Consider the following 25,457-nt stretch of genomic DNA (forward strand, 5'->3'; position numbering starts at 1 on the left):
CGCTAGCGATCCTCCGCGCCGGTGGCGGCCGGGTGCGGGAGCCCGGCCGCGGCGGGGCCCGCGGATTCCTCCGGGCGGTCCAACGGGGGCGTGACCAGGGGATCCGCCAGCAGCGCCGGGACCAGGGCGTGCAGGGCGACGACGGCTCGCCCGACCGCGTCCCGGACCGGTCCGGTGAGGCCGGGGGCGATGTCCTCGTCGCCGCGCGGCAGTTCCCCCGGCTCGCAGGCGAGGACGAGGACCCGGGGCAGGGGTTCGTCGCCGAGGTGGGCGGCGAGGGCCAGCACCTTCGCCGGGTCCATGCCGTGCGCCTCGGGCGGGGCGGCCGGGGCGCCGTCGGGCGGTTCCGGCTCGACGAGCGACAGGGTGCCGGGCCGGTGCCCGCGTGCGGCCGCGTCCACGAGTACGGCGACCGTCCAGCCGTCGAGCAGTTCGTAGGCGAGGTCCATGCCCCGGATGCCGAAGTCCCTGACCCGCACCCCGGGCGGCAGCGGGCGGTCGGCCAGGGCGCGGATCACCTCGGGGCCGAAGGCGTCGTCGCCGAGGAAGATGTTGCCGACGCCCGCCACCAGCAGCCGCGTCACCGGGCACCGCCCGGGACCTTGCGGACGAAGTCGGAGCGCAGCGCGTGGTAGGGGGCGGTGGGGTCGAAGAACAGGGCCCGCATCCGGGCGAGTTCGTCCTTCCGGTACGCGGCGAGCGGCCGTTCCGCCTCGTCGGCGCGGCGTGCCGCGGCCTTGGCGGCGATCCGGCGATCGAGGCCGGGCCGCTCCGCGAGCGCGGCGGCCAGCCGCTCGACCTCTCCGGTGAACCCCTGCGCGGGTACCGGGAGCAGCCGGTCGACGAGTCCGGTCCGGGCGGCCGTCGCGGCGCTCACCGGCTGGGCCTCGTCGGTCAGCCGCGCCGCCGTGTCCGCTCCGACGCGGCGGGGCAGCGAGTACGTCCAGAACTCCGAGCCGTACAGGCCCATCCGCCGGTAGTGCGGGTTGAGGACGGCGCCGGTGCGGCACCAGACCTCGTCGGCGGCGAGGGCGAGCATGGCGCCGCCGGCCGCCGCGTTGCCGCCGAGCGCGGCCACCACCAGCCGGTCGGTGGTCCGCAGCACGGCCTCGACCAGGTCGTCCATGGCGTTGAGGTTGGTCCAGGACTCCGCGGCGGGGTCGGCGGCGGCCTCGATGACGTTCAGGTGGATGCCGTTGGAGAAGAAGTCGCGCCGACCGCCGAGGACCAGGACCCGGGTGGGCCGGGCGAGGGCGTACTCGTACGCGGCCAGCAGGCGACGGCAGTGGCCGGTGCTCATCGCGCCGCCGGGGAAGGAGAAGCTGACGAAGCCGACGTCGCCGTGCTGCCGGTAGTGGATGTCGGTCCAGGTGCGGCGGTCCGGGGGCAGTTCGAGCGGGGCGGGGTCCTCGGGGAGGGCCGGGCCGGTGAGGACGTCCGCCGCGGGGCGGCGGAAGGGGGCCGGGTCGCCGGAGTCCTTCCGGGGGCGCAGTTCGGGGATCCACACGGCGCCGTCGCGGGTGGCCCGGCAGACGGCGCCCGCGCGGGTGGCGAGCAGCTCGCCCGGGCGGCCCCGCAGCCGGTCCTCGGGGTGGCCCCCGTGCAGGAACACCTCCCGGTCGCGGATCTCGTCCAGAACCCCGGGCTGGGAGTCGGCCCCGCGGAGTTTGCGCAGCACCGTCGGGGTGTCGTCGGCGGCCCAGTCGATCCGCCGACGCGACTGGCGGAAGACGTCACGCCAGACGACCCGGGCGCGGATCTCGGGACCGCTCTGCGGCCGTGGCTTGTACGAGCCCTCCGCGTACCGTCGTACGGCCTGGTGGACGGCGGTGAGGGCGGCGTCGGCGGCCTCGCTGCGGTAGAGGTCGCTCTTGCCGACCGGCTCCACCGGGAAGGGCTCGCTCGCCCAGACGGCGCCCGCGTCCATGGCCGCCTCGGCCTGCAGGACGGTCACCCCCCAGTCGGGGGCCTGTTCGGCGATGGCCCAGTCGAGGGAGGAGGGGCCCCGGTCGCCGAGCGGCCCCGGGTGCACGACGAGACAGGTGTGCCGCTGCCAGACGTCGTCGGGGAGCGCCGTCTTCAGCATCGGCGCGATGATCAGCTCCGGGCGCCGGTCCCGTACGGCGGAGCGGACGGCGTCGGGGCCGTGGGCGGCGAGGACGACGTCCACCCGGTGGCCGAGGTCGGAGAGTTCGGCGTAGACCCGCTGGGACAGGCTGTTGAACGCGCTTGCGACGAGCAGAATGTCCATGGTGCGGCATATTCGCCGCTTCAGCGGCTTCCGGAAAGGACCCGCGCGGCGTTTCGTCGCCCGTCCTGCGGCGCCCGCCCCTCCTCCTTCCGGAACGCCCAGTCCATCCGGGGTTCCATCACGCACAGGAAGACCCGGCGCACCGGCGGGGTGCACAGCAGGGTCACCGCCACGGCGGCGGCGAGAGTGACGGTCACCGCGCCCAGTGGGCCGTGCGTCCAGGCCGGGTCGTACCAGTGGGCGGGCTTGGCGCCCTGGGCGAGGAAGCCGTGCAGCAGATAGCCGTAGAGGGTGCCCGCGCCGAGGGCGGTGAACCAGGTGCGGCGGCCCGGGACCCAGGCGAGGAAGCAGGCGACCAGCAGCAGGGAGCAGCCGAAGGTGGCGAGGGTCATGACGGGCCCGTACCAGGCGGGCGCGCCGAGCTGCTCGGCGCTGTCGCGGTGGAAGAACCAGCGGTAGCCCGAGCGCGGCACCGACCAGTACGCCACGGCGAGCGCGCAGCCGAACACCGGCACCGCGCAGATCCGCACGCTCCACCGGCGCAGCCGGCGGAAGTGCTCCGGCCGCAGGCACAGGCCGAGCACGAAGTACGGCAGGAACTGAAGGACGCGCTGCAGATCGAGGTCGTTGCCGATGGACGAGGAGAGGCTCGCCAGCATGGCGACGGCGAGCGCGACGGGCAGCGGCCACCGCGTGATCCGCCAGATCGGCGTCGTCAGCCGCCACAGGAACAGGGCCGCCAGGAACCAGGTGAGGTACAGGGGGTCCAGCAGGCTGATGTCGCGGTCCGGGGCGTGGTCGCTCCACCGGGTGAAGAGGGTGTAGGCGACCTCGAACACCGCATAGGGCACGGCGACGCCGGTGACCAGCCGCCTGATCCGGGCCGGGCTCGCGTCGAAGCCGCGGGAGAAGTAGCCGGAGACGACGATGAACGCCGGCATGTGGAAGGCGTAGACGAAGGTGTAGAGCGCGGTGACGGTACGGCTGTCCGCGCGCAGTGGCTCCCAGGCGTGCCCGACGGCCACGAGCACGATCGCCAGGTACTTCGCGTTGTCGAAGTATGCGTCGCGCCCGCCGCCCGGCGGGCCGCTCCTGGCCGCCGCGACCTGCGCGGGCGACGCGTCGACCGCGGCCGGCGACGCGTCGATTGTGGCTGCTGTCTCGCGGGAGCCGGACAGACCAGAACACCTCTCACACACGACATGCGCTTCGGAAAGCGACGGGGGACGGGGGGCGAAGACGGGGTGGAGGCCCCGGACGGCACCGCTCCGGACACGCTGCTCTCCGGATTTCCCCGGCGTAAACCCACCCTTCCGTGTGGGTGCAGACACGGGAAACCACGCCCGTCCGGCGGGCCGCCGGACGAAGATGGTCACGTCCGTACCGACCGCCATCTCCTGGGAGCGTGCCACCGTGACGTCGTCGGACCGGGTCTCCGCCCGCTGCGGGGAACTGCTCGACACCCGCCCGGAGACCCTCCGGGAAGCGGCCCGGGACTTCGGCGGGCTGGTGCACACACCGCCGCTGGGCGTGCTGCGGCCCCGGTCCGCCGCCGAGATCAAGGACGCGCTGGCGTACGCCGGGCCGCGCGGGATCCCGGTGGCCGCGCGGTCCGGCGGTCACTCCCTGTACGGCCAGGGGCAGGCGCGCGGCGGGATCGTCCTGGACCTGGGCGGGCTGAGCGCGGTCGGGCCGGTGACCGGGGACCGCATCGAGGTGCGGGCCGGGGCGCTGTGGCGGGACGTGCTCGCGGCGACCCTGCCCCACGGGCTCGCCCCGCCCGTTCTCACCGACTACCTCGGAGCCGGCGTCGGCGGGGTGCTGAGCGCGGGCGGCCTGGGCGGCGCCAGTCACCGGCACGGCCTGGTCGCCGACTCGGTGCTGGAGCTGGAGGTGGTGACCGGGGCCGGTGAGCACCTGGTCTGCTCGCCGGACCGGCACGGCGCCCTCTTCCACGCGGTGCTGGCCGGTCTGGGTCAGGTGGCCGTCATCGTCCGGGCCACCCTGCGGCTGGCCCCCGCGCCCGCCCTGGTGCGCCGCTACTGCCTGTACTACCCCGACCTCGACGGCTACCTGTCGGACCAGCATCTGCTGGCGACGGACCGGCGCTTCGCCTATCTGGAGGGGCAGGCCCGTCCCCTGGAGGACACCGCCGGCGGCTGGCACTACATGGTCGAGGCGGTGGCCGCCCACCAGGGGCCGACCCCGCCCGACGACACGGCCCTCCTCGCGGACCTCTCCTTCGGCTCGGCCGAGATCACGGACCTCGGTTACGCCGAGTTCGCCGACCGGGTGGCGGAGGACGAGGAGATCCTGCGCGCGAGCGGCGCGTGGCTGCACCCGCACCCCTGGCTGAACCTGCTGCTCCCCGAGGACACCGCGGCCTCCGTGGTGACCGACGTCCTCGCCGACCCGGCCTTCCGGGACCTGCGCGAGAACGGCCTGGTCCTGCTCTACCCGCTGCTCACCCGCACCCTGCGGGCCCCGCTGTTCCGCCGCCCGCACGGCGAGGTCGTCCTGCTGCTGGCCCTGCTGCGCACGGCGGCCCCGGGCGCCGCCGACCCGATGGTGGCCGCCAACCGCACGGCGTTCGAGTACGCCCGGGCGAAGGGCGCCGTGGCCTACCCGGTCAACGCGCTGCCGATGTCCCCCGCCGACTGGCGGGAGCACTACGGCAGCCGGTGGGGCACCCTGACCGAGGCCAAGAACGTGCACGACCCGCACGGGGTGCTGGGCAGGGGGCACGGTCTGTGGCGGTGACCGGGGCCACACATGCTTGCGGGACCTCGGTGTGTCGATTCCGCCCGGCGCCGTTCGTCGGTGGGGTGTAGGAAGCACATGAGCACCGGGAGGAACCCATGAAGTACATGCTGCTGGTCTGCGGCGACGACACCGCCGACGCCTCCGGGATGGCACCGGTCGAACCCTGGGTGGAGGAGCACGGTGTGCGCACCGGGGCCCGGCTGTACGGCCACCGGCTGCGGCTGCCGGACACCGCGGTCACCGTCCGGGTCCGCGACGGGGAGGTGCTGCGCACCGACGGGCCGTTCGCCGAGACGAAGGAGTACGTCGCCGGGTTCGACGTCGTCGACTGCGCCGGTCTGGAGGAGGCGGTACGGATCGCGGCCCAGCACCCGGTGGCCACCATCGGGGCCATGGAGGTGCGCCCGTTCTGGGACGAGGGGCTCATGGAGGACGCCGAGACGGCCGTCCGCCGGATCGACGGCGAGCTGACCGAGGCCGCCCGCGAGCGCGACGTCGACCGGATGACGGCCTGCTACGCCCCCGACGTGGAGGCCTTCGGACCGGCCGGCGTCGAGGCTCAGTCGGGGATCGCCGCGGTCCGCAAGGCGGTCGAGGAGTGGTTCGCGACGCTGAGCGGGCCGGTCCACCGCGAGGTGCTCGACCTGCGGGTGCGCCCCGGCGAGGGCAGCACCTTCAGCCACGCCCTGGTCCGGCTGCGGGGTACCCGGGTGACCGGGGAGCCCCTGGACCAGGTGGTACGGGTCTCCACCGGCTACCGCGACACTGGTTTCAGCTGGGTGATCGCCCACGAGCACGTCTCGGTCCCCGCGGAGGCGAAGCGGTCATGAAGTACGTCCTGTTCATCTGCACCCCGGTCGGCGGCGAGGAGCTGAGCCCCGCCGAGATCGCCGAGGACCCGCGCTTCACCTCGTACATCCACGAGGTCCGCACCCGGGACGTGGTCCGGGGCGGCGCCCGGCTGCGGCCCGCCGCCGACGCGACCACGGTGCGCGTCCAGGGTGACGAAGTGCTGCTGAGCGACGGGCCGTTCGCCGAGACCAAGGAGTACATCGCGGGGCTCGACATCATCGAGGTCGCCGACCTCGACGAGGCCCTCGCGCTCGCCTCGCGGCACCCCGCGGCGCTGGCCGGCGGCTCCGTGGAGGTGCGGCCGGTCTGGGAGTGAGTGCCACGGACGAGGTGGAGGAGGCCGTCGCCGCCGCCTTCCGCGAGGAGTGGGCCCAGGTCGTCGCCACCCTGATCCGGGTGACCGGCGACTGGGACCTCGCCGAGGAGTGCGCGCAGGACGCCTTCGCCCAGGCGCTCGACCGGTGGCGGCGCGACGGAGTGCCGCGCCGCCCCGGCGCCTGGCTGACCACGACCGCCCGCAACCGTGCCCTGGACGTGCTGCGCCGGGAGGCGGTGGGCGCCGAGAAGCTGCGGGAGGCCGCCGTGCTGGCACGGGACGGGGGGCCGTACGACCCGGACCACGACGGCGACGACAGCGGGGTGCCGGACGACCGGCTGCGGCTGCTCTTCACCTGTTGTCACCCGGCGTTGCCGATCGAGGCCCGGGTCGCGCTGACCCTGCGCACCCTGGCCGGGCTGACCACGCCGGAGATCGCCCGTGCGTTCCTGGTCCCGGAGGCGACGATGGCGCAGCGGCTGGTGCGGGCCAAGCGGAAGATCCGCAACGCCGGTATCCCGTACCGGGTGCCGCCCGCGCATCTGCTGCCCGAACGCACGACGGGCGTCCTGGGTGTGCTCTATCTGCTGTTCAACGAGGGGTACGCGGCCACCGCGGGCGCCGACCTGATGCGCGCCGGCCTGTGTGCCGAGGCCGTCCGCCTGGCCCGGCTGCTGGCCCGGCTGATGCCCGACGAGCCCGAGGTGGTCGGGCTGCTGGCGCTCCTGCTGCTGCACGACGCCCGCCGGGAGACGCGGGTGGACGCGGCGGGCGACCTGGTGACCCTGGAGGACCAGGACCGCACGGCCTGGGACCGCGCCGCGATCGACGAGGGTGCCGCGCTCCTGGAGGGTGCCCTGCGTCGCGGCCGGCCCGGCCCGTACCAGATCCAGGCGGCCGTCGCGGCCTGCCACACCACCGCGGCGACGGCCGCCGACACCGACTGGGCCGACATCGCCGGTCTCTACGGCGAACTCCAGCGGTACGTCCCCTCCCCCGTGGTCCGGCTGAACCGCGCGGTCGCCGTGGGCATGGCCGAAGGAGGCGAGGCGGGGCTCGCCCTGGTGGCGGAGCTGGAGGCGGCGGACGAGCTGGCCGGCTACCACCTGCTGCCCGCGACCCGCGCCGACCTGCTGCGCCGGATGGGACGCCTGCGGGAGGCGGCCGCGTCGTACGCGCGGGCCCTGGAGTTGGTGGAGAACGCGGCCGAGCGCCGGTTCCTGGAGAGGCGGCTGGCCCAGTGCGGCGGTGCCGGGGGCTGACCGGAGCCCCGGCCGGGGGCTTCCCCCACCCTGAATGCGGCAGCCCACTGGAGTGATCGCGGGGCGGGCTCTGCCTAGCGTGTGGGTGCATGGCAACGATTTCCGCGAAGTCCGCCCTGGCGTTATCGGTGGCGGCGATCGTGCTGGCGGCCGCACCCCCGGCCTCCGCGCGGTCGTCCCCACCCGGGCCGTCCGAGCCCTGCGGCAGACATGACGAGGTCCGCCGGGCCCTGACCGCACTCACCGCACACGACCACATCGCCGGAGCCTCGGTCCTCGCCGACGGCCCGTGCGGGCGCTGGTCCGAGACGGCCGGTACGGCCGATCTGGGCACCGGCCGCCCCATGACCACCACCGACCGGCTGCGCGTCGGCAGCGTCACCAAGACGTTCACCGCGACCGTCGTCCTGCAACTCGCCGCCGAGCACCGGCTCTCGCTCGACGCCTCCGTCGCACACTATCTGCCGGGCACTCTCGGCGATGCCGGGAAGTACATCACCGTACGCCGACTCCTGCGCCACACCAGCGGGTTGCCCGACTATCTCGACGCCCCCGAGTGGGAGCACCCGGAGCGGCTGCGCCACCGCCACTTCGAGCCCCGTGAGTTGATCGCGCGCGCCCTCGAACTCCCGCGCCCCCAGCAGTCCTGGCACTACGCCACCACCAACTACCTGGTGCTGGGCCTGATCGTCCAGCAGGTCACCGGCCGCAGTCCGGAGACGGAGATCGGCCGACGGATCATCGAGCCCCTCGGGTTGCGCGACACGTACTGGCCGGGTGACGAGACGCGGATCCGGGGGCGGTACTCGCACAGCTACTTCGCCTCCGAGGACGGGCGGCGCGTCGACGGCACCGACTGGAACACGACCTTCGGCGGGGTGGGCGGGGCGCTCGTCTCCACGCAGTCCGACCTCACCCGGTTCGCCGACGCGCTGCTCGGCGGACGGCTGCTGCCCGCGCCCCAACTCCGCGAGATGCAACAAACGGTGGCCGCCGATCCGGACCGGCTGTGGCCGGGCGCCCGGTACGGGCTGGGGCTGATCTCGTCGCCGTTGTCGTGCGGCGGGGTGTGGTGGGGGCACGCCGGGACCGTGCCGGGCGGGCACCGGGCGCTGGTCGCCGTCGGGCCCGGCGGCCGGAGCGTGGCCGTCGCCCTCGACCAGGTACCGGACACCCTCCGGGCCGAACAGGACTTCCAGGACCTCGTCGACACCTCCCTCTGCGCCTCCGAAAGGACCTCCGCATGACCGGCTTCGCGGCATCGGCCGCCCTGGCCCTGGCGAGCGCCCTGGCCCTCGGCACCACACCGGCCACCACCCACAGCACCGCCCCCGACCCCCTGGCCCGCTACCACCACCAGCACCTCGACTGGAAGAGCTGCGTGCTCGGGCCCGACGACGACACCGGCAAGGACCTGGAGAAGGCCGGCGCCCGATGCGCCGACGTCACCGTGCCGTTGGACTACGCCGACCCGAACGGCCGTACCGTCACCGTCGCCGTCTCCCGGATCAGGGCCACCGACACCGCCCACCGGGTCGGCGCGCTGCTCCTCAACAGCGGCGGGCCGGGCGGGCAGACGATCGGCGACCCGCCGTGGGTGCGCGCGGCGATGAAGGACGTCGGCAAGCGGTACGACGTGGTCGGTGTGGACCCCCGGTTCGTCGGCCGCAGTACCGCCCTGGACTGCCACTGGCCCACGGGGTCGGGGATCCGCGGCCCGGGGCGCGACCGGGCCGGCTTCGACCGCTCCACCGCCTTCGCCGAGAAACTCGCCCGTGACTGCCGGAAGTACGAGGGGGACGTACTGCCGTACGCCACCACCCGGAACACCGCGCGGGACATGGACGTGATCCGCGCCGCGCTCGGCGAGCGGCGGATCTCCTATCTCGGCTATTCGTACGGCAGTTACCTCGGCGAGGTGTACGCCACGATGTTCCCGAGGCGCACGGACCGGGTGGTCCTGGACGGGGTGGCCGACCCCGCCCGCTACAGCCCCCGGCTGCTGCGCGGCTCGGAACCCGCCAACCGGCACGCCCTGCGGGACTGGGCCACTTGGGCCGCCGCCCGGGACACGACGTACGGCCTGGGCCGCACCCGGGACGCGGTGCTGGCGGCCGTCGACCGGATCCAGGCCGCCGCCGAACGGGCGCCGCTGCGGGTCGGCGCCTACCGGGTGGACGACGGTGTCGTACCGATGGTGGTCTTCAGCGGTCTCTCCCAGGACGACGACGCGGCCTACGGCGCCTTCGCCCAGGGCGTGCGCGATCTGCGGGACGCGGCCGACGGCAGGACCGTCACCCCGAGCGCCTGGCTCGCGGACACCCTGGGCTTCATGCTCACCGGCTCCGAATCGGCGTACGGCAGTGTGCAGATGTCCATCCTGTGCGGTGACGTCGCCGCGCCCCGCGATCCGCGGACGTACTGGCGTGATGTGCAGACCGCCCGCGCACAGGACCCGTTGTTCGGTCCGGTGACCAACAACATCGGGCCGTGCGCCTTCTGGGAGCCGCCGCGCGAGCGGCCGACCGTGATCCGGGACGATGTGCCGGCCCTGCTCGTCAACGCCACCGGCGACCCGCGCACCGTCTACGAGGGCGCGCGGGCGGTGCACCGCGGCTGGCCGAGCTCCCGGCTGGTGACCCTGCGCGGCGCGGACCAGCACGCGGTGTTCGGTGTCTACGGCAGCGACTGCGTGGACGCGACCGTGAACACCTACCTCGCGACCGGGCGGCTGCCCGGCGCGGACGTCACCTGCGCCGCGTCCCCGCACTGAGCGGTGTCTCCGGGCCGTTCCCGCGCCGGGACGGCCCGGAGGTTCCCGGCCGGATCAGGTCCGGCGCGCGTCCCGCGCCAGCGCCTTGAACTCCGGCCACCGCACGCGGGGCCGGGCGAGACCGCGCCGGGCCAGATAGCGGTCGGTGGCCCGCTTCGTGGTGCGCAGCACGCTCAGCGCGTCGCTCGCGCGGCCCGTGCCCATCGGCTCCACCACCTTGTCCGGGACCAGCAGCCATCCCGTGTCGCTCTCCCGCAACTCGCCGCGCACGAGGGCGTTGTGCATGTGGTTGAGAAGCTCGTCGTGCCGGTGCACGAGAAGCGAGGCGGGGCCCGGTGCGGCGGGGCAGTCGGCCGGCACGGCCACGGCGAAGCCCTCGGGCGTGGGCACCACCCGGGTCCGGACCGGCACCGGGGCGCCGGAGGCGTCGCGGGCGGCGAGCACGGCCGTCGGGTAGCGTGCGAGCTGAGCGGCGCCAACCAGGTCGCCGGCCGGTGCGGGCGTGCCGGGCGCCGCGGGCAACTGCGGCCGTACGACGACCTGTTCGGGCGTCACCGTGATCAGCAGCCGCAGGTAGTACCAGTCCATCAGCAGGCGCATCGGAGGCGCGAGGTAGGACCGGCTGTGCGGCTGCCGGGTGAACAGCATCCGCCAGTAGTCCTCGGCGCCCTGCGGTCCGGTCATGATCTCGTCGGGGCACTCGGCGCGGCCGCCGACGAAGATCTGCGGGGGTTCCTCGCGGCCACTGCCGGTGGGGTCGGAGAAGAGCAGGGCGACGCGGCCGTCCCGGCGGATGTTCAGCGCCTTCTGCGCGAACGCCAGGGACGTGCTGAGCAGCAGGGTCCCGTCCGGGCGGCGCCGCACGGCCGTCGGCCAGGCCGCGGGCGTGCCGTCCCGGCCGAGGGTGACGAACTCGCAGGTGCGGTAGGCGTCCAGGACGTCGAGCGGAGCGGAGTCGAGAACGGTCACCGGGCTACTCCCCGTCCAGCGGGGCACGCATGGCCCTGCGGTAGGCGGCGTACTGGCGGCGGCCGACAGCCTGCCACAGCAGCCGGCCGAGGAGCGGGGCCTTGCCCAGGAAGTAGTCGCTCTCCTCGGGCGTGGCCTCCTCCAGGATCGCGCCGAGTGCGAGCATGCGCTTGTTCTTCGGTATCCCTTCCATGCCGCGCGCTCCGACCAGGTCCCACTCGGCGACGGTGAGATGCTCGGCGATCAGCGGCAGTACCGACCGCTCCTCCTCGTCGAGGTGGTCCAGCAGGGCGGTGCGGTGCGCGTCCAGGGCCAGGGCCAGTTCCTCACCGGAGATCCGGTCGGCGGACCGCTCCCACACCGGCAGCCACTCGGCGACGGCCGTCAGGGTGCCGTCGATCGCCTCGTGCTGCTCGGTCATCCGGCCCACCAGCGCCTCGTCGTGCGCGGCCCGGGACCGCAGCAGCGGCCAGACCAGCTCGTCCTCGGCGTGGTGATGGTGGTGCAGGCCGTTGGTGTAGTCGTGCAGGGCCTCGGTGACCCGGGCCGCGCGGGCCGTGTCGCCGTCGGGTACGGCCCGCACCAGCCGGGGCAGCATCGCCGACTCGCGGCGGAAGACCCGGTGGACCACGACCATTTCGTGGGTGTGAGGACGCTCGGCGGTGGCCGGGGCGCCCTGGCTGCTGTAGGGGGACACGCTTGCTTGCTCCAGCGATCAGGTGTGTCGGTGTTCGGTCGCCCACCGTGCCGCGGCCCTCTTGGCGTCCGCTTGGCGGCCGGCTTGGCATGCGGCGCGCCAGTCGTGTCGACGGCCCTGACGGCACCGCGTTTATCGTCTGTTGACGGCATCGACGCCGTGCTCGGGTAGATTCCCGCGGCGTGCTGCGTTTGCGAGTCCTGGGTCCGCTGGGTGCCGAAGTCGCGGGGTCACCGGTCGCGTTGGGTGCTCCGCGGCAGCGCGCCGTGCTCGCGCTGCTGATCGCGGCCCGGGGCGGTGTCGTACCGGTCGAGCGGATGGCGGACGCGCTGTGGCGGGGTGAGCCGCCGGCGAAGGCCACGGTGTCGCTGCACGCCTATCTGTCCAATCTGCGCCGGTCGCTGGAGCCGGGCCGGCCGCCGCGCGCGCCGGCGGCCGTGCTGGTGACCGCTCCCCCGGGATACGCGCTCCGGCTGGCCGGGGACGCGGTGGACGCCTGGCGGTTCGAGACCTGGGTGGGCCGGGCCCGCGGCGCCCCGGCCGAGGAGGCCCGGCGGCTGCTCGCCGAGGCGCTCGGCTGGTGGCGCGGGCCGGCCTTCGCCGAGCACGCGGACGAGGAGTGGGCCGCGGCGGAGGTGGCCCGGCTGACCGGGCTGCGCGCCGAGGCCGGTGAACTCGCCGTCGCCGCCGATCTGCGCACCGGCCGGGCCGCGCAGGCGGCGGCCGACGCCGAGTCGCTCGTCCGGGACAGCCCGCTGCGCGAGGAGGGCTGGCGGCTGCTGGCGCTCGCCCAGTGGGCGTGCGGCCGGCGGGCCGACGCGCTCGCCTCGCTGCGCCGGGCCACCGCCGTGCTGCGCGAGGAACTCGGCTGCGACCCCGGGCCCGCCCTGCGGGGGCTGGAGCACGCCGTGCTCGCCGGGCGGCTCGACGTCCTGCGCGCGGCCGTACCCGAGCCCGCGCCCGTCGAGCCGGCGGTGCGCACCGGGCGCGGGCTGTTCGTCGGCAGGGGCGTGGAGCTGCGTGCCGTGGACGCGGCCGCCCGGGCCGCGCGCCAGGCGGGTGGCCTGGTGCTGGTCACGGGCGAGGCCGGGGCCGGCAAGTCCGCGTTCCTCGAACGGTCGGCCGCCGCGCTGCGACAGGCCGGCTGGCGGGTGGTGGTGGGACGCTGCCCCGAGTACGAGGGCGCCCCGCCCGCCTGGGCGTGGGTGGAGGCGCTCGGCGCGCTCGCCCGCGAGGTGCCCCCGGAGCGGCCGGACGAACTGGCGGTGCTGCTGCAGGAGCCGGAGAGCGCGAGGGCCCCCAGCCGCGACGAGGCCACCGCCGGCCGCTTCCGTATGCACCGCGCCTTCGCCGCCTGGCTGCGCGCCGCGGCCTCGGGCGCGCCGCTCGCCGTCCTGCTGGACGACCTGCACCGCGCCGACGCCGAGACCCTGGCCCTGGTCGAGGCGGCGGCGGCCGTCACCGGCGTCCCGCTGCTCGTGGTCGCCGGTTACCGGCCCGCCGAGGTCGGCGAGCACCTCCTCAAGTCGCTCGCCCAGCTGGCGCCGACCGCGCCCAGCAGGATCGCGCTGGGCGGTCTGGCCCCGCAGGACACCGCCACCCTGGTCGCCGCCGTCTGCGGGACCCCGGTGGACGCGGCGACGGTGACGGCGCTGGCCGAACGCACCGGCGGCAACCCCTTCTACGTGCTGGAGAGCGCCCGGCTGCTCGCCGACGAGGGCGCTCTGGTCGCGGTCTCCGAGGTCCCCCAGGGGGTGCGCGACGTCCTGCGCAGGCGCCTCGCGCTCCTCCCCGCCCCCGCGCGGTCCGTCGTCCGGCTCACCGCCGTGCTGGGCCTGGAGACCGAGGTCGCCCTGCTCCTCGACGCCGCCGGGGCGGACGAGGAACAGGTGCTGGAGGGCCTCGACGCCGCGCTCGCCGCCGACCTGCTCGCCGAACCCGGGCCGGGCCGCGTCCGGTTCGTGCACGCCCTGGTCCGTGACACGGTCTACGCGGACCTGTCCGGCGTACGGCGCGCCCGGCTGCACGCCCAAGTCGCCCGGCTGCTGCGCCGCCACCGTCCCGGCGAACTCGCCGCGCTGGCCCACCACTTCGCCCGCTCCGGCAGCGCCGCCGACGCCCCGCTCGCCGTGGACTACGCGCTGCGGGCCGCCGAGACCGCCGAGCGGCGCTACGCCCACGACGTCGCCGTCACCCTGATCCAGCAGGCGATCGAGACCCGCACCGCGACCGCTGGCGACGGTGCCCCGCCCGACCTGCTGATCGACCTGCTGGTGCGGCTGCTGGGCGCACAGGTGCGCACCGGCGCCACGGACGCGGCCCGGCGCACCCGGCAGCGGGCCGTCGAACTCGCCGAGCAGGCCGACCGGGGCGACCTGGTCGCGGCCGTCTACGGGGCCTGGACCGAGCCGGCGCCCTGGCGCAGCCGGCTCGAAGGGCCGTACGACCGGACCGCCCTGGCCCGTCTCGAAGGCCTCGCGGCCGATCCCGGGCTGGACGGTCCGACCCGGGCCCGGGTCCTGCAGGTCCTCGTCGACGCGGTCGCCGCCGAGGACGCCGACCGGGCCCTGGAGGCGGCCGGCGCCCAGCTGGCGCTCGCCCGTGCGGACGGCGAACCCCGGTTGATGGCCGCCGCGTTGATGACCTCGGCCCGGCTGCTGCCGCACGAGACCCGGGCGGCGGACCGGCCGCCGCTCACCGCCGAGCTGCGCGGCCTCGCCCACGCCCACGACCTGCCCGCCTACCGCTGGGTCTGCGAGCACCTCGACGCGATGACCGCCGCCGCCCGCAACGACCCCGCCGCCGTGCGCCGGCACACCGTGGAGGGCCTGGCCCTGGCCCGCCGCTACCGCCTGGTGTGGGCGCAGGGGCTCAGCGCCGCGAGCTCGGCCATGCTGGCGGCGGTGACCGGCCGCTTCGAGGCGGCGGAGGCCGGTTACGCCGAGGCCGACACCCTGCTCCAGCGGGTGGGCGCCCACCACGCCACCGGGCTGCGGACGCTGGGGCTGATCAGCATGCGGCTCGCCCAGGACCGCACGGCCGAGATCGAGCCGATGGTCCGTGCCGTGTACGAGTCCGCCGGCGGTCCGGTCGCGGTGGCCCAGGCCCTCGTCCTGGCCCGCCTGGGCAGGCTCGACGAGGCGCTGGCCGTACCCGTCTCCGCGGAACCGCTCCGCGACCACCTCTACGGCCTGGAACTCGACTTCCGCGCCCAACTCGCCGTGCTCCACCGCGACCATGACACCGCGGCGGCCCTCCTCCCCCACCTGCTCCCCCTGCGCGACCAGCTGGCGGGCACCGCCGGCGCGGCCTACGCCGGCCGCCCCCTCGCCCACGCCCTCGCCGACCTGCACCGCCTCCTCGGCGACGACCGCGCCGCGGCGGAGGGCTACGCCCTCGCCGAACGCACCGCGCACGCCTGGGGTTCGGCCCATCTCGCCGAGAGCGCCCGCCGGGCCGCCGCGGACCTGGCCGACGCCCGGACACGCCGCCGCACCTTCGCGACCTGACGTGCCGGAGGCGGTGGTCCGGACGGGTCCGGTGCTCGCCTCCGGCGTGGGTGTCAGGCGCCGAGGGCGCTCATCACCACTGCCTTGGCCTCTTCCTGTACCCGGGCCAGGTGGTCGGGGCCCTGGAAGGACTCGGCGTAGATCTTGTAGACGTCCTCGGTGCCGGACGGGCGGGCGGCGAACCAGGCGTTGTCCGTGGTGACCTTGATGCCGCCGATGGCCGCGCCGTTGCCCGGCGCCTCCGTGAGGACGGCGGTGACCGGTTCGCCCGCCAGGGTCTCGGCGGTGACCTGGGCCGGGGAGAGCTTGGCGAGCAGGGCCTTCTCCTCACGGGTCGCGGGGGCGTCGATGCGGGCGTAGGCGGGTTCGCCGAAGCGGGCGGTGAGGTCGGCGTAGTGCTCGGACGGGGTCCGGTCCGTGACGGCCGTGATCTCGGAGGCGAGCAGGGCGAGCAGGATGCCGTCCTTGTCGGTCGTCCAGACGGAGCCGTCCCGGCGCAGGAAGGAGGCGCCGGCCGACTCCTCGCCGCCGAACCCGATGGCACCGCTGACCAGTCCGTCCACGAACCACTTGAACCCGACCGGTACCTCGACGAGTCGGCGGCCGAGGTCGGCGGCGACCCGGTCGATCATCGAGGAGGAGACGAGGGTCTTGCCGATGCCGGCGCCCGCCGCCCACTGCTCACGGTGGCGGTAGAGGTAGGAGATGGCGACGGCGAGGTAGTGGTTGGGGTTCATCAGGCCGGCGTCGCGGGTGACGATGCCGTGCCGGTCGGCGTCGGCGTCGTTGCCGGTGGCGACGCGGAACTCGTCGCGCTTCTCGATGAGCGAGGCCATCGCGTACGGCGAGGAGCAATCCATGCGGATCTTGCCGTCCCAGTCCAGCGTCATGAACCGCCAGGTGGGGTCGGTGTACGGGTTGACCACGGTGAGGTCGAGCGAGTGCCGTTCGGCGATCCGGCCCCAGTAGGCGACCGAGGCACCGCCGAGCGGGTCGGCGCCGATCCGCAGCCCGGAGGCCCGGACCGCGTCGAGGTCGAGGACGCTGGGCAGGTCGTCGACGTAGACGCCCATGAAGTCGTAGCGGCCGGTGGTGGGGGCGGCGAGCGCCCGCTCGTACGGGATGCGCTGTACGTCCTTCAGGCCGCCCGCGATGATCTGGTTGGCGCGGTCCTGGATCCAGGAGGTGGCGTCGGAGGCCGCGGGGCCGCCGCTGGGCGGGTTGTACTTGAAGCCGCCGTCGGCGGGCGGGTTGTGCGAGGGGGTGACCACGACGCCGTCCGCGAGTCCGGTCGTACGGCCCCGGTTGTGGGTGAGGATGGCGTGTGAGACGGCGGGGGTGGGGGTGTAGCCGTCGGCGCTGTCGACGAGGACGGTGACGCCGTTGGCGGCGAACACCTCCAGGGCGGTGACCTTGGCGGGCTCGGACAGGGCGTGGGTGTCGGCGCCCAGGAAGAGGGGGCCGTCGGTGCCCTGGCCGCTCCGGTACTCGCAGATGGCCTGGCTGGTGGCCGCGATGTGGTCCTCGTTGAACGCGGTCGTCAGGGACGATCCGCGGTGTCCCGAGGTGCCGAACGCGACCCGCTGGGCGGGGTCGGCCGGATCGGGGTGCAGCGCGTAGTAGGCCGTGACCAGCCTGGCCACGTCGACGAGGTCCTCCGGAGCCGCCGGCCGGCCCGCTCGCTCATGCGGCATGAGTCCACTTCCTCCGCAGTCGTTGATCGATCGCTCGACGCCCATCTTTCCCTGCCGACGGTGGCGGACGCGAGTGCGGCACCGGCTCGGCCGCGAAGACACGGCGGGTTCACGGCCGGTTCACAGCGGGCGCGGGATTCCCGGGCGCGGGTCCCGGACGTCTCGTGGTCACGCCGCTCGAAGACGACCGCCGAGGCGGTCGGCGAGCGCGTCCGGAGCGTGTCCGAGGCAGCCGCCGGGCGTGCGAGAGGGCCCCCGGTGGTGCCGAAGGGCCCTCGCGTGTCGTCGGGTCGGTCAGTGTGCCGCGGGGACCGTCCGGCGGGCGGACGGGGCCTTCGCCGGCTTCGGGTTGAGCACGCGCTCGGCCAACTCGCCGAAGAGCAGCCCGAATCCGACCCACAGCGTCACCTGGATGGCGAGCGCGGAGAGCCGGAACCGCCACAGCAGGGTGGCCGGGAAGTCCTTCGGCACCTCGTTGACGGCCGGCAGGAACTGGTAGGCCAGTGCGATGACGACGGCGAACCCGACCACCGCGAGCACGGACGCCCACCAGGTCCCCAGCCGGGGCTGGAGCCGCTTGCCGAGGATGGTCGCGGCGACCGCCAGCAGCACGCCGAGCAGCATCATCAGGAAGTACAGGGTGGTGCGCTTGCCGATGGTGTCCGGGTCGCCCACGGAGGGCGGGTTGGCCGGGTACTTGAGGAACGGCACCACGTACACGGCGAGCAGTGCGCTGCCGGACAGCAGCAGCGCGGTCGCCCGTGGCGAGAAGCGGCCGACGCGGCCGAGGGCGAAACAGAAGGCGAGGGCGGCGATGCCGCCGAAGGCGACCCCGTAGACCAGGACACCGGTGGCCAGGCCGGCGGTGGACTGCAGGGAGCGGGAGACGACCTCCATCTCGTGCTCGTGCGCGTGGGCGTCCTCGAAGCTGATCGCCTTGTCGACGTTCGGCTCACCGAGTACATAGGCGACGACGAGGGCGAGCACGCCGGCGGCCAGGCCGGCGAGCATGCCCCGCACCAGGAGGTTGCGAACCGTTGCGGAGTTCATGGGCGGTACGGCGTCCCTCGCGTCAGTGGCAGGGGAAGCCGAGGAGGTGGCGGGCGTCGTGCACCCACTCGTGGACGTCCGTGCCGCTGAACACGGAGGTGGCGCCCTGCTCGGCGCCGACGAAGTAGAGCAGGATCATCATCAGGATGCCGAAGAAGACCGCCCAGGGAGCTATCGCGGACAGCGGCAGCTTGGCGGGAACGGCAGGGGTGTTGGCTGTCGGCGGAGCGACGGTCTGCGCCATGGCAGGACCTCCTCTGGGAGTTCGCGTCCCATCTCGGTGGTGCGTTGGACGACGGCCACGGGTCTGACTCGCAAGCGCCCGGGGGCTCTTGCATACAGTGGCGCGACCGTGCCGGATTCCCACCGGCTTCCGTCTCGCCGTCGTCGATATCGGACAGACCGTACCGCGTGTCAGGGGCACGGCCAAGACCGCGTCACCAGGCGTGATCTTCATCTCCCGCCTGGTGGGCGGTCACCGGCGGGGTTCAGCCGGTCGGCGCGAGGCCCAGTTCGCGCGCGCCGAGCGGGGCGAAGAAGCGGTCGACGTCGGCGTCGGAGACCTCGGCGAGGGTGGCCGGTGACCAGTGCGGGTCGCGGTCCTTGTCGACGACCTGGGCGCGGATGCCCTCCACCAGGTCGTGGGTGGCGAGGGTCGCGCAGGAGACCCGGTACTCCTGGTCCAGGACCCGCTCCAGCGAACCGAGCCGCCGGGCCCGGCGGACGGCTTCGAGGGTGACCTTCAGGGCGGTCGGCGACCTGGTGAGCAGGGTCTGCGCCGTCTCCTTGGCCGCCGGGTCGCCGTGGGCGAGCAGCCGGTGGAGGATCTCCTCGACGGTGTCCGCGCCGCCGTAACAGGCGTCGATCCAGGCCCGTTGCCCGTCCAGTTCGCCTTCGGGCGCCTGCCGTACGTGCCGGGCGAGCGCCTCGGGCACGGGCAGGTCGGCGAGGTCGGCGACGAACGCCGGGAGCGCGCCGGACGGCAGGTGGTGGTCGGCGAGCCCGCACAGCAGGGCGTCGGCGGCGCCGATCGGTGCGCCGGTCAGGGCGAGATGGGTGCCCAGTTCGCCGGGGGCGCGGGCGAGCAGATGGGTGCCGCCGACATCGGGGACGAAGCCGATGCCGGTCTCCGGCATGGCGATCCGCGAGCGTTCGGTGGCGATCCGGACGCTGCCGTGAGCCGAGACACCGACACCGCCGCCCATCACGATGCCGTCCATGAGGGCGACGTACGGCTTCGGATAGCGGGCGATCCGGGCGTTGAGGTGGTACTCGTCGCGCCAGAAGGCGGCCGAGGCGGTGCCGTCCCCGTCGCGGGCGTCGTCGTGGACGGCGCGGATGTCACCGCCCGCGCACAGGCCGCGCTCCCCCGCGCCGCTGATGACGACGGTCTCCACGGCGGGGTCGTGCTCCCACGCCGTCAGGGCCTCGGCGATCCGCAGCACCATCGCGTGCGACAGGGCGTTGATGGCCCGGGGCCGATTGAGCGTCAGATGTGCGGCCCGACCGGCCGTGTGCAGCAGGACGTCGCTCATCCGGACGCCTCCGTGACGCGCATGATCTCGTCGGTTCCTTCCAGCAGCGGTGGACGCGGTGGTCAGGGACGATCTTCCCCCGACCGGTCCGTCCGCGGCGCGGCGGCTCGGCGCAGGGCGTCGCGGCAGGCCACCACGGCCGGGTGCCCGCCCCGGCCACGGCGTACGACGGTGAGGACACGGCGTCGCGCGGCGAGTTCCCGCAGCCCGACCGACTCCGGCGGCCCGCTCCGGACCGGACCGGGCAGGAAGGCGGCCGCGAGGCCCTCTTCCACCAGGCGGAGGTGGAGCAGCAGATCGGTGGTCTCGAACCGTACGTCGGGTTCGAAACCGGCGTCGCGGCAGACGCCCGCGGCCCAGCGCCGTGCGGGGGTGCCAGGGGCTCGTACGCGAGTTCGGCGGGCCGTGGATGGGGGCTCCCGGGGTACTCCTCGGCGAGGACCAGGTCGAAGTCGCGGGCCTGTAGGGCCGGAAGGGACTTCTCCGGTTCCCGGTGGGTGACATGGACGCGCAGATGCGGATGGGCCTCCTGGAGCAGCCGGAGCGCGGCGGGTACCAGGGCCAGGGCCGCGGTCTGGAACGTGGCGACGCGCGGGGTGCCGGTCAGCTCGGTCAGGGAGGTGGCGATGTCGGCCTCGGCGCGCTCCAGGCGTTCCAGGACCGCTTCGGTGTGGGCGACGAGGATCTCGGCCTGTTCGGTCAGCCGCACCCGCCGTCCGACCGGCTCCGGCAGCGGGACCCCGACCTCGGCCTCCAGTCGGGAGAGCTGCTGGGAGACCGAGGAGGGGGCGTACGGCAGGGCCGCGGCGACGGCGGCGAGGGTGCCCCGGTGTTTGAGTTCGCGCAGGAGGCGCAGCCGGTACAGACGGCCGGGGTGACCTTCCCCCGAGCCGGGCCGGGCCACGCCGGGTTCGGCTGCGGACGCCACCCACCGGCTTGAAGCATCAACTGAACCCGCCAGTACGATCACTTGAGGCGTCAAGCTAGGCTTTTCCCCATGGAGACTCCCGAGCCGCGCTGGCTGACGGACGACGAGACGCGCGCCTGGCTCGTTCTGGCCGGGATGCTGCTCAGACTGCCCGCGGAGCTGGACGCGCAGTTGCAGCGGGACGCGGGACTCAGCCACTTCGAGTACCAGGTGCTCGCGGGACTCTCCGAGGCGCCCGGCCGCACCCTGCGGATGAGCGAGCTGGCGCTGTTCGCCAACGGGTCGCTGTCCCGGCTCTCCCATGTCGCGCGGCGGCTGGAGGACCGCGGCTGGCTGCGCCGGGGGCCCGACCGGGACAACGGCCGCTTCACGGTGGCGACGCTCACGGAGGCGGGCTGGGCCAAGGTGGTGGGTTCGGCACCGGGTCATGTGGCGGCCGTACGCCGTCTCGTCCTCGACCCGCTCACCCAGACCCAGGTCCGGCAGCTGCGCGAGATCGGCAGCAGGCTCCTGGCCGCGACGGGCGACGCCGGCCGGCCGCTGAGCTAGGGCCAGGACGGCCGGGCGGGGAGCCGACCGCCACGGCCGCGGCCGGGCGGGACCGAAGGCCGCGTCCCTCGCGGGGCGCCGGAGGCGGCCGAGGCACAGGCGGGTCTCACGCCGGTGAGAACGTGAGGACCGGTTTGACGATGTCCGTGCTCATCCGGGCGACCGCCTCGTCGATGCGCTCGAACGGGACCGGTGTGACGAGGCGTTCCGCCGGAAAGCGGCCCGCCGCCTGCCAGTCGAGCAGGAGCGGGACCAGGTCCCGCGGGTCGGCGTCGCCCTCGATGCTGCCGCGGATCGTCTTGCCGCCGCCGATGAGGTCCATCGCGTCGATGCCGATGTCCGCCGCGCCGAGGCCGACGACGACCAGGGAGCCGAGCGGGGCGAGGGCGAGGGCCGCGTCGCGGACGACCGGCGGGGCTCCGGTGGTGTCGAAGGCGTGGGTCGCGCCGCCGCCGGTGAGGTCCCTGATCCGGTCGACGAGGTCCGTGCCCGCACCGTCCAGGGTGTGGGTGGCGCCCACCTCCGCCGCCAGTGCGCGCCGGTCCTCGGCGAGATCCACCGCGATCACCGTGCCGGTGCCCAGGGCGGCGGCCGCCATGACCGCGGCGAGCCCGACCCCGCCGCAGCCGAACACGACCAGCGCGGAACCGGGTCCGGGGCGCAGGATGTTCAGCACCGACCCCGCGCCGGTCTGGAAGCCGCAGCCCATCGGCGCGGCGGTCACCAGGTCGGTGTCCGCCGGGACCACGATCACGTTCTCGCGGGTGGCCAGGGCGTGCCGGGCGAAGCTCGACTGGCCGAAGAACGAGGACCAGACGCCGGCGCCCCGCCGGGTCAGGGTGGTGCTGCCGTCCGGGCGGTGCCCCGCGTTGTTCAGGGGCGCGAACCGGGCGCAGTACGCCCGTCGCCCCGCCGCGCAACGGGCGCAGCTGCCGCAGCTGTTGTAGCTGAGGACGACCCGGTCGCCGGGCCGCACGCCCGTGACCTCGGCGCCCACCGCCGCCACGACGCCGGCGCCCTCGTGGCCGTACACCGCGGGCACTCCCGCCGGCATCACGGCCTTCGTGACCAGGTCGGTGTGGCAGATGCCCGCCGCGGTGAGGCGGACCAGGATCTCGTCGGGGCGGGGGTCCGAGATCTCGACGTCCTGGAGGGTGAAGCCGCTGTCCGGGCCGTACGAGACGGCCGCCTGAGTACGCACGAGTGGTCCGGATCCCTTCGGGTCAGGCGCCGTTGATACGGGCGTGGAGGTCGGTCAGGGTCTGGGTGACGAGGCCGCGCAGCGCCTCGGCCTCCGCCTCGCCCGCCGGGGGCAGCAGCCGCTGGGCCAGGCCCGTGGTGACCGTACTGGCGGCGATCGTCCGGCGGTGACTGAACGTCAGGAACCCGACCCGTCCGTGGTACGCGCCCATGCCGCTGCGCCCGATGCCGCCCGAGGGCGCGCCCTCCACCCCCCAGTGCGCGGCGAGGTCGTTGCGGGTGACGCCACCGGAGGTGGTCCGCTCCACGAACCGGCGGAACTGCGGCCCGTCGGAGCCGAAGAAGTAGGCCGCGAGGGGGCTGGGGCGGGCGGCCACGTGGTCGATGGCCTGGTCGAGGTCGTCGTACGGGTACACCACCAGGACCGGGCCGAAGATCTCCTCCGACGCGATCGTCATCTCCTCGGTCACGTCCAGCAGCACGGTGGGGGCGATCCGGCGGCCCGCGCGCCGGGGCAGGGCGGGGGCCTCCTCCGGTGGGACGAGGGTCACGGCGCGGGCGCCCTTGGCCTGGGCGTCGGCGACGAGGGCCGTGACCCGGTCGAAGTTGCGGTCGTCGATGATCGAGACCACGTCCGGGTTCTCCAGCCAGGTGGGGAAGTACGTCCGGACCGCTTGTCCGTAGCGGGCCACGAAGTCGTCCAGGCGGGTGCGCGGTACGAGGACGTAGTCGGGGCAGAGGCAGATCTGGCCGCCGTTCATCAGCCGCATGGCGGCGACGCGTTCCGCGGCGAGGTCGAGGTCGGCGTCCGTGCCGAGGACGACGGGGTTCTTGCCGCCCAGTTCCAGGGTCACCGGCACCAGGTTCGCCCCGGCCGCCTCCGCGACCCTGGCGCCGACGGCGGGCGAGCCGGTGAAGAGGAGATGGTCGAACGGGAGCGCCGAGAACGCGGACGCGGCGGCGACCCCGCCGCGGACGACCGCGGCCTCCTCGGGGTCCATGCGGGTGGCGACCGCCCGGGCGAAGACGTCGGCCGTGTGCCCGGCCACCTCCGAGAACTTGATCATCACGCGGTTGCCGGCCGCCAGCGCCTCGATCGCGGGCTGGACGACGAGGGTGACCGGGAAGTTCCAGGGTCCGATCACCCCGACGACGCCCTTGGGGCGGGTCTGGACGTAGGCGGGCGTGCCGGCCTCGGCGGAGCCGGGCAGTTCCTCGTCCGCCATCCACTGCGCGAGGTGCTCCCGGATCAGCTGGACGTCGGGGAGGACACCGACGATGTCACTGGCCAGGCTCGCCAGCGGGGAGCGGGAGCCGAAGTCGGCGTCCAGTGCGACGCACAGGTCCTCGGCGTGTTCCAGGACGCAGGCGAGGAAGCGGTCGATGCGGTCGAGCCGTACGTCGAGGGCGGGCGGGCCCTCGGCGAGGAACGCGGCGCGCTGGGCGTCGAGGAGCTGCCGCTGGAGGGCGGCGGACGGGTCGGCCGGCAGGGGTGCGAGGGCGGTGCTCATGCGGCGTTCTCTCCGGTTCGGTCGGCGGGGTGGAAGACGGGGATCGCCTCGCCGCCCTCGGGGCGTTCGAAGGCGACGGCGACGGGCATGCCGGCCCAGGGGCGCTCACCGGGACGCAGTCCGCGCAGGGCGGCGTACATCCAGGGGCCCTCGGTGAGTTCGACGAGTGCGGCGGTCCGCTCCGCGCCGGGCGTGCGGCCGTGGACGACGGTCCAGGAGACGACGGTCGCGGTGCCGGCGGCCGGTTCCCAGTCGGCCGTGGCGTTCCGGCAGCGGGGGCAGGAGTCGGACGGGGGTGCGCCATGGGTGCCGCAGGCGGTGCAGCGGCGGAGGAGGAGTTGGCCGCGTGCGGTGGCGTCGAAGAAGAGGCCGGTGGCGGGGTCGCGTCGGACGGCGGGGAGGGTCACGGTGGCTCCGGGGCTCAGGTGTGCGGGTGGGGGCTGAGGACCAGCGTCGAATGGTGGTCGAGGATGCCGCCGTTGCCGCTGACCAGGACGATGTCGTGGCGGGGCACCTGGCGTTCGCCCGCTTCGCCGCGGGCCTGCAGGACGGCCTCGGAGAGCGGGGTCATGCCCCACAGGTAGTAGGAGGAGAGCTGCCCGCCGCCCGTGTTGACGGGCAGTGAGCCGCCGGGTGCGAGCGCGCCGCCGGCCGCGAGGGCACCGCCCTCGCCCTTGGCGCAGAAGCCGTAGTCCTCCAGGGTGAGCAGCGCGGTGAAGGTGTAGCAGTCGTACAGTTCGGCGACGTCCACCTCGCCGATGGCGACCCCGGCCATCTTCAGGGCCGCCGGGCCGGCCTGGGCGGCGCCGCTGACCAGGCCGAAGTCGCTGTCGCGGTGCATGGGGCGGCCGGGGTGGGACTGCGCCCAGCCGAGCACGTGCACGGGCGGCCTGGCGAGCTGGGCGGCGCGTTCGGCGGTGGTGACGATCACGGCGATGCCGCCGTTGCTGACGAGGCAGCAGTCGAGCAGGTGGAACGGCTCGGCGATCATCCGGGACGCCTGGTGGTCCTCGACGGTGATCGGGTCGCGGAACTGGGCGCGGGGGTTCATCGCCGCCCAGGCCCGCTGGGCCACCGCGATATGGGCGAGCTGCTCGCTGGTGGTGCCGTAGGTGTCCATGTGGCGGCGGGCGGCCAGGGCGTAGAGGGGGTTGGCGCCCGCGATGCCGGCCGCGGTGACGAGGCCGTCCCAGCCGGACAGGCCGCGGGCGCCGGCGTAGGCCGCGCTCGCCGGGGTCTTCTCCTTCAGCGGGGCGTCGGCGAAGACACAGGCGACGGTCTCGGCCATGCCGGCCCGGACCGCCATCGCCGCGCACTGCACCATGGCGCCGGCGGTGGAGCCGTACGCCTGCATCTCGGACAGCAGCCGCAGGTCGCGCAGGCCGAGTTGCTTCTGCAGGGCGAGGCCGACACCGGGGGTCACTCCGCTGCTGGTGAGCAGTCCGTCGAGGTCGGCGAGGGCGAGGCCCGCGTCGGCGGTGGCACGGCGTACGGCGTCGGCGGCGAAGTCGGCGGCGCTACGGCCGTACACCTTGCCCAGCTCCGTGATGCCGAGGCCGGCGATGACGGGGCCGCGGGCGGGGTTCGTGGTCACGATG

Annotated in this window: 21 protein-coding genes, 1 pseudogene and 1 riboswitch; of the genes and pseudogenes, 8 read left to right on the forward strand and 14 right to left on the reverse strand. The window is 74.6% G+C overall.

Going from position 1 to position 25,457, the window contains the following annotated elements; translation table 11 throughout:
- Window positions 1–2: 2 nt before the first annotated feature.
- The 3 genes from ACIPSJ_RS20385 to ACIPSJ_RS20395 are packed head-to-tail and all read right to left on the reverse strand — an operon-like array spanning window position 3 to window position 3,450.
- Window positions 3–584, reverse strand: a complete 582-nt coding sequence (locus ACIPSJ_RS20385; RefSeq protein WP_359223940.1) for a hydrogenase maturation protease — start codon at window positions 582–584, stop codon at window positions 3–5.
- Window positions 581–2,251, reverse strand: coding sequence for a hydrogenase maturation protein (locus ACIPSJ_RS20390; protein WP_401347485.1), 1,671 nt, complete (start codon window positions 2,249–2,251; stop codon window positions 581–583). The genes ACIPSJ_RS20385 and ACIPSJ_RS20390 overlap by 4 nt, the downstream gene beginning before the upstream one ends.
- A 20-nt stretch (window positions 2,252–2,271) precedes the next feature.
- Complete coding sequence (locus tag ACIPSJ_RS20395; RefSeq protein WP_401347487.1) at window positions 2,272–3,450, reverse strand: acyltransferase family protein; 1,179 nt, start codon at window positions 3,448–3,450, stop codon at window positions 2,272–2,274.
- Between the two features lie 214 nt (window positions 3,451–3,664).
- Between ACIPSJ_RS20395 and ACIPSJ_RS20400 the strand changes: the two genes are divergently transcribed.
- The 6 genes from ACIPSJ_RS20400 to ACIPSJ_RS20425 all read left to right on the forward strand — a co-directional run bounded on the left by ACIPSJ_RS20400 (window position 3,665) and on the right by ACIPSJ_RS20425 (window position 10,217).
- Window positions 3,665–5,011, forward strand: coding sequence for an FAD-binding protein (locus ACIPSJ_RS20400; protein WP_401347488.1), 1,347 nt, complete (start codon window positions 3,665–3,667; stop codon window positions 5,009–5,011).
- A gap of 98 nt (window positions 5,012–5,109) precedes the next feature.
- On the forward strand, window positions 5,110–5,844 hold the full coding sequence (locus tag ACIPSJ_RS20405; RefSeq protein WP_359223931.1) for a nuclear transport factor 2 family protein: 735 nt from the start codon (window positions 5,110–5,112) through the stop codon (window positions 5,842–5,844).
- Window positions 5,841–6,182, forward strand: a complete 342-nt coding sequence (locus ACIPSJ_RS20410) for a YciI family protein (RefSeq protein ID WP_359223929.1) — start codon at window positions 5,841–5,843, stop codon at window positions 6,180–6,182. The genes ACIPSJ_RS20405 and ACIPSJ_RS20410 overlap by 4 nt, the downstream gene beginning before the upstream one ends.
- A complete protein-coding gene (locus tag ACIPSJ_RS20415; protein WP_401347491.1) occupies window positions 6,179–7,444 on the forward strand; it encodes an RNA polymerase sigma factor in 1,266 nt (421 codons plus the stop codon). The genes ACIPSJ_RS20410 and ACIPSJ_RS20415 overlap by 4 nt, the downstream gene beginning before the upstream one ends.
- An 89-nt stretch (window positions 7,445–7,533) precedes the next feature.
- Window positions 7,534–8,691: a serine hydrolase domain-containing protein gene (locus tag ACIPSJ_RS20420; protein ID WP_401347493.1), complete on the forward strand. Its 1,158-nt coding sequence runs from the start codon at window positions 7,534–7,536 to the stop codon at window positions 8,689–8,691.
- A complete protein-coding gene (locus ACIPSJ_RS20425; protein ID WP_401347496.1) occupies window positions 8,688–10,217 on the forward strand; it encodes an alpha/beta hydrolase in 1,530 nt (509 codons plus the stop codon). The genes ACIPSJ_RS20420 and ACIPSJ_RS20425 overlap by 4 nt, the downstream gene beginning before the upstream one ends.
- Before the next feature lie 54 nt (window positions 10,218–10,271).
- On the opposite strand, the gene ACIPSJ_RS20430 is transcribed toward ACIPSJ_RS20425, so the two are convergent.
- Window positions 10,272–11,186, reverse strand: coding sequence for a pyridoxamine 5'-phosphate oxidase family protein (locus ACIPSJ_RS20430; protein ID WP_401347499.1), 915 nt, complete (start codon window positions 11,184–11,186; stop codon window positions 10,272–10,274).
- A gap of 4 nt (window positions 11,187–11,190) precedes the next feature.
- A complete protein-coding gene (locus ACIPSJ_RS20435) occupies window positions 11,191–11,883 on the reverse strand; it encodes a hemerythrin domain-containing protein (RefSeq protein WP_401347501.1) in 693 nt (230 codons plus the stop codon).
- 182 nt (window positions 11,884–12,065) lie between these two features.
- Here ACIPSJ_RS20435 and ACIPSJ_RS20440 point away from each other — a divergent pair, with 182 nt between their 5' ends.
- Window positions 12,066–15,392, forward strand: coding sequence for a BTAD domain-containing putative transcriptional regulator (locus ACIPSJ_RS20440; protein ID WP_401347504.1), 3,327 nt, complete (start codon window positions 12,066–12,068; stop codon window positions 15,390–15,392).
- A gap of 53 nt (window positions 15,393–15,445) precedes the next feature.
- Here the strand turns inward: ACIPSJ_RS20440 and pgm are convergent, their stop codons facing one another.
- The 5 genes and pseudogenes from pgm to ACIPSJ_RS20465 all read right to left on the reverse strand — a co-directional run bounded on the left by pgm (window position 15,446) and on the right by ACIPSJ_RS20465 (window position 20,536).
- Window positions 15,446–17,086 carry a phosphoglucomutase (alpha-D-glucose-1,6-bisphosphate-dependent) gene (gene pgm, locus ACIPSJ_RS20445; protein ID WP_401347507.1) on the reverse strand — a complete coding sequence of 547 codons (1,641 nt, stop codon included), beginning with the start codon at window positions 17,084–17,086 and terminating at the stop codon, window positions 15,446–15,448.
- 294 nt (window positions 17,087–17,380) lie between these two features.
- On the reverse strand, window positions 17,381–18,136 hold the full coding sequence (locus ACIPSJ_RS20450; RefSeq protein ID WP_359223913.1) for a CbtA family protein: 756 nt from the start codon (window positions 18,134–18,136) through the stop codon (window positions 17,381–17,383).
- Window positions 18,137–18,158: 22 nt separating this feature from the next.
- The gene (locus ACIPSJ_RS20455) at window positions 18,159–18,380 is read right to left on the reverse strand and encodes a CbtB-domain containing protein (protein ID WP_355715506.1); all 222 of its coding nucleotides are present in this window, start codon (window positions 18,378–18,380) and stop codon (window positions 18,159–18,161) included.
- Window positions 18,381–18,416: 36 nt separating this feature from the next.
- A riboswitch (cobalamin riboswitch) is annotated at window positions 18,417–18,557 on the reverse strand.
- Between the two features lie 67 nt (window positions 18,558–18,624).
- Window positions 18,625–19,671: an enoyl-CoA hydratase/isomerase family protein gene (locus ACIPSJ_RS20460; RefSeq protein WP_401347510.1), complete on the reverse strand. Its 1,047-nt coding sequence runs from the start codon at window positions 19,669–19,671 to the stop codon at window positions 18,625–18,627.
- A 62-nt stretch (window positions 19,672–19,733) separates the two neighbouring features.
- Window positions 19,734–20,536 (reverse strand): annotated as a pseudogene (locus ACIPSJ_RS20465) (LysR family transcriptional regulator).
- Between the two features lie 132 nt (window positions 20,537–20,668).
- Between ACIPSJ_RS20465 and ACIPSJ_RS20470 the strand changes: the two are divergent.
- Window positions 20,669–21,148, forward strand: a complete 480-nt coding sequence (locus tag ACIPSJ_RS20470) for a MarR family winged helix-turn-helix transcriptional regulator (protein ID WP_401347513.1) — start codon at window positions 20,669–20,671, stop codon at window positions 21,146–21,148.
- Window positions 21,149–21,254: 106 nt separating this feature from the next.
- On the opposite strand, the gene ACIPSJ_RS20475 is transcribed toward ACIPSJ_RS20470, so the two are convergent.
- From ACIPSJ_RS20475 to ACIPSJ_RS20490, 4 genes are read right to left on the reverse strand one after another with little or no spacing between them, the layout of a single operon-like run.
- On the reverse strand, window positions 21,255–22,349 hold the full coding sequence (locus tag ACIPSJ_RS20475; RefSeq protein ID WP_359223907.1) for an NAD(P)-dependent alcohol dehydrogenase: 1,095 nt from the start codon (window positions 22,347–22,349) through the stop codon (window positions 21,255–21,257).
- Window positions 22,350–22,371: 22 nt separating this feature from the next.
- Window positions 22,372–23,859 (reverse strand): aldehyde dehydrogenase family protein, encoded by a 1,488-nt coding sequence (locus ACIPSJ_RS20480; protein ID WP_401347515.1) that lies wholly within the window; start codon window positions 23,857–23,859, stop codon window positions 22,372–22,374.
- Window positions 23,856–24,266, reverse strand: a complete 411-nt coding sequence (locus ACIPSJ_RS20485; RefSeq protein WP_401347516.1) for a Zn-ribbon domain-containing OB-fold protein — start codon at window positions 24,264–24,266, stop codon at window positions 23,856–23,858. Before ACIPSJ_RS20485 ends, ACIPSJ_RS20480 begins: the two co-directional genes overlap by 4 nt.
- A gap of 14 nt (window positions 24,267–24,280) precedes the next feature.
- Window positions 24,281–25,453 carry a thiolase family protein gene (locus ACIPSJ_RS20490; protein WP_401347518.1) on the reverse strand — a complete coding sequence of 391 codons (1,173 nt, stop codon included), beginning with the start codon at window positions 25,451–25,453 and terminating at the stop codon, window positions 24,281–24,283.
- Between the last annotated feature and the right edge of the window lie 4 nt (window positions 25,454–25,457).

It is taken from the genome of Streptomyces sp. NPDC090088, assembly GCF_044747345.1.
Taxonomy (GTDB): domain Bacteria; phylum Actinomycetota; class Actinomycetes; order Streptomycetales; family Streptomycetaceae; genus Streptomyces.

Excerpts from the sequence above, each read along its gene's own strand:
- ACIPSJ_RS20450 (WP_359223913.1), bottom strand. The coding sequence starts at position 18,136 with ATGAACTCCGCAACGGTTCGCAACCTCCTGGTGCGGGGCATGCTCGCC.
- pgm (WP_401347507.1), bottom strand. The coding sequence starts at position 17,086 with ATGCCGCATGAGCGAGCGGGCCGGCCGGCGGCTCCGGAGGACCTCGTC.
- ACIPSJ_RS20455 (WP_355715506.1), bottom strand. The coding sequence starts at position 18,380 with ATGGCGCAGACCGTCGCTCCGCCGACAGCCAACACCCCTGCCGTTCCC.
- ACIPSJ_RS20410 (WP_359223929.1), top strand. The coding sequence starts at position 5,841 with ATGAAGTACGTCCTGTTCATCTGCACCCCGGTCGGCGGCGAGGAGCTG.
- ACIPSJ_RS20480 (WP_401347515.1), bottom strand. The coding sequence starts at position 23,859 with ATGAGCACCGCCCTCGCACCCCTGCCGGCCGACCCGTCCGCCGCCCTC.
- ACIPSJ_RS20470 (WP_401347513.1), top strand. The coding sequence starts at position 20,669 with ATGGAGACTCCCGAGCCGCGCTGGCTGACGGACGACGAGACGCGCGCC.
- ACIPSJ_RS20420 (WP_401347493.1), top strand. The coding sequence starts at position 7,534 with ATGGCAACGATTTCCGCGAAGTCCGCCCTGGCGTTATCGGTGGCGGCG.
- ACIPSJ_RS20460 (WP_401347510.1), bottom strand. The coding sequence starts at position 19,671 with ATGAGCGACGTCCTGCTGCACACGGCCGGTCGGGCCGCACATCTGACG.
- ACIPSJ_RS20405 (WP_359223931.1), top strand. The coding sequence starts at position 5,110 with ATGAAGTACATGCTGCTGGTCTGCGGCGACGACACCGCCGACGCCTCC.
- ACIPSJ_RS20425 (WP_401347496.1), top strand. The coding sequence starts at position 8,688 with ATGACCGGCTTCGCGGCATCGGCCGCCCTGGCCCTGGCGAGCGCCCTG.
- ACIPSJ_RS20390 (WP_401347485.1), bottom strand. The coding sequence starts at position 2,251 with ATGGACATTCTGCTCGTCGCAAGCGCGTTCAACAGCCTGTCCCAGCGG.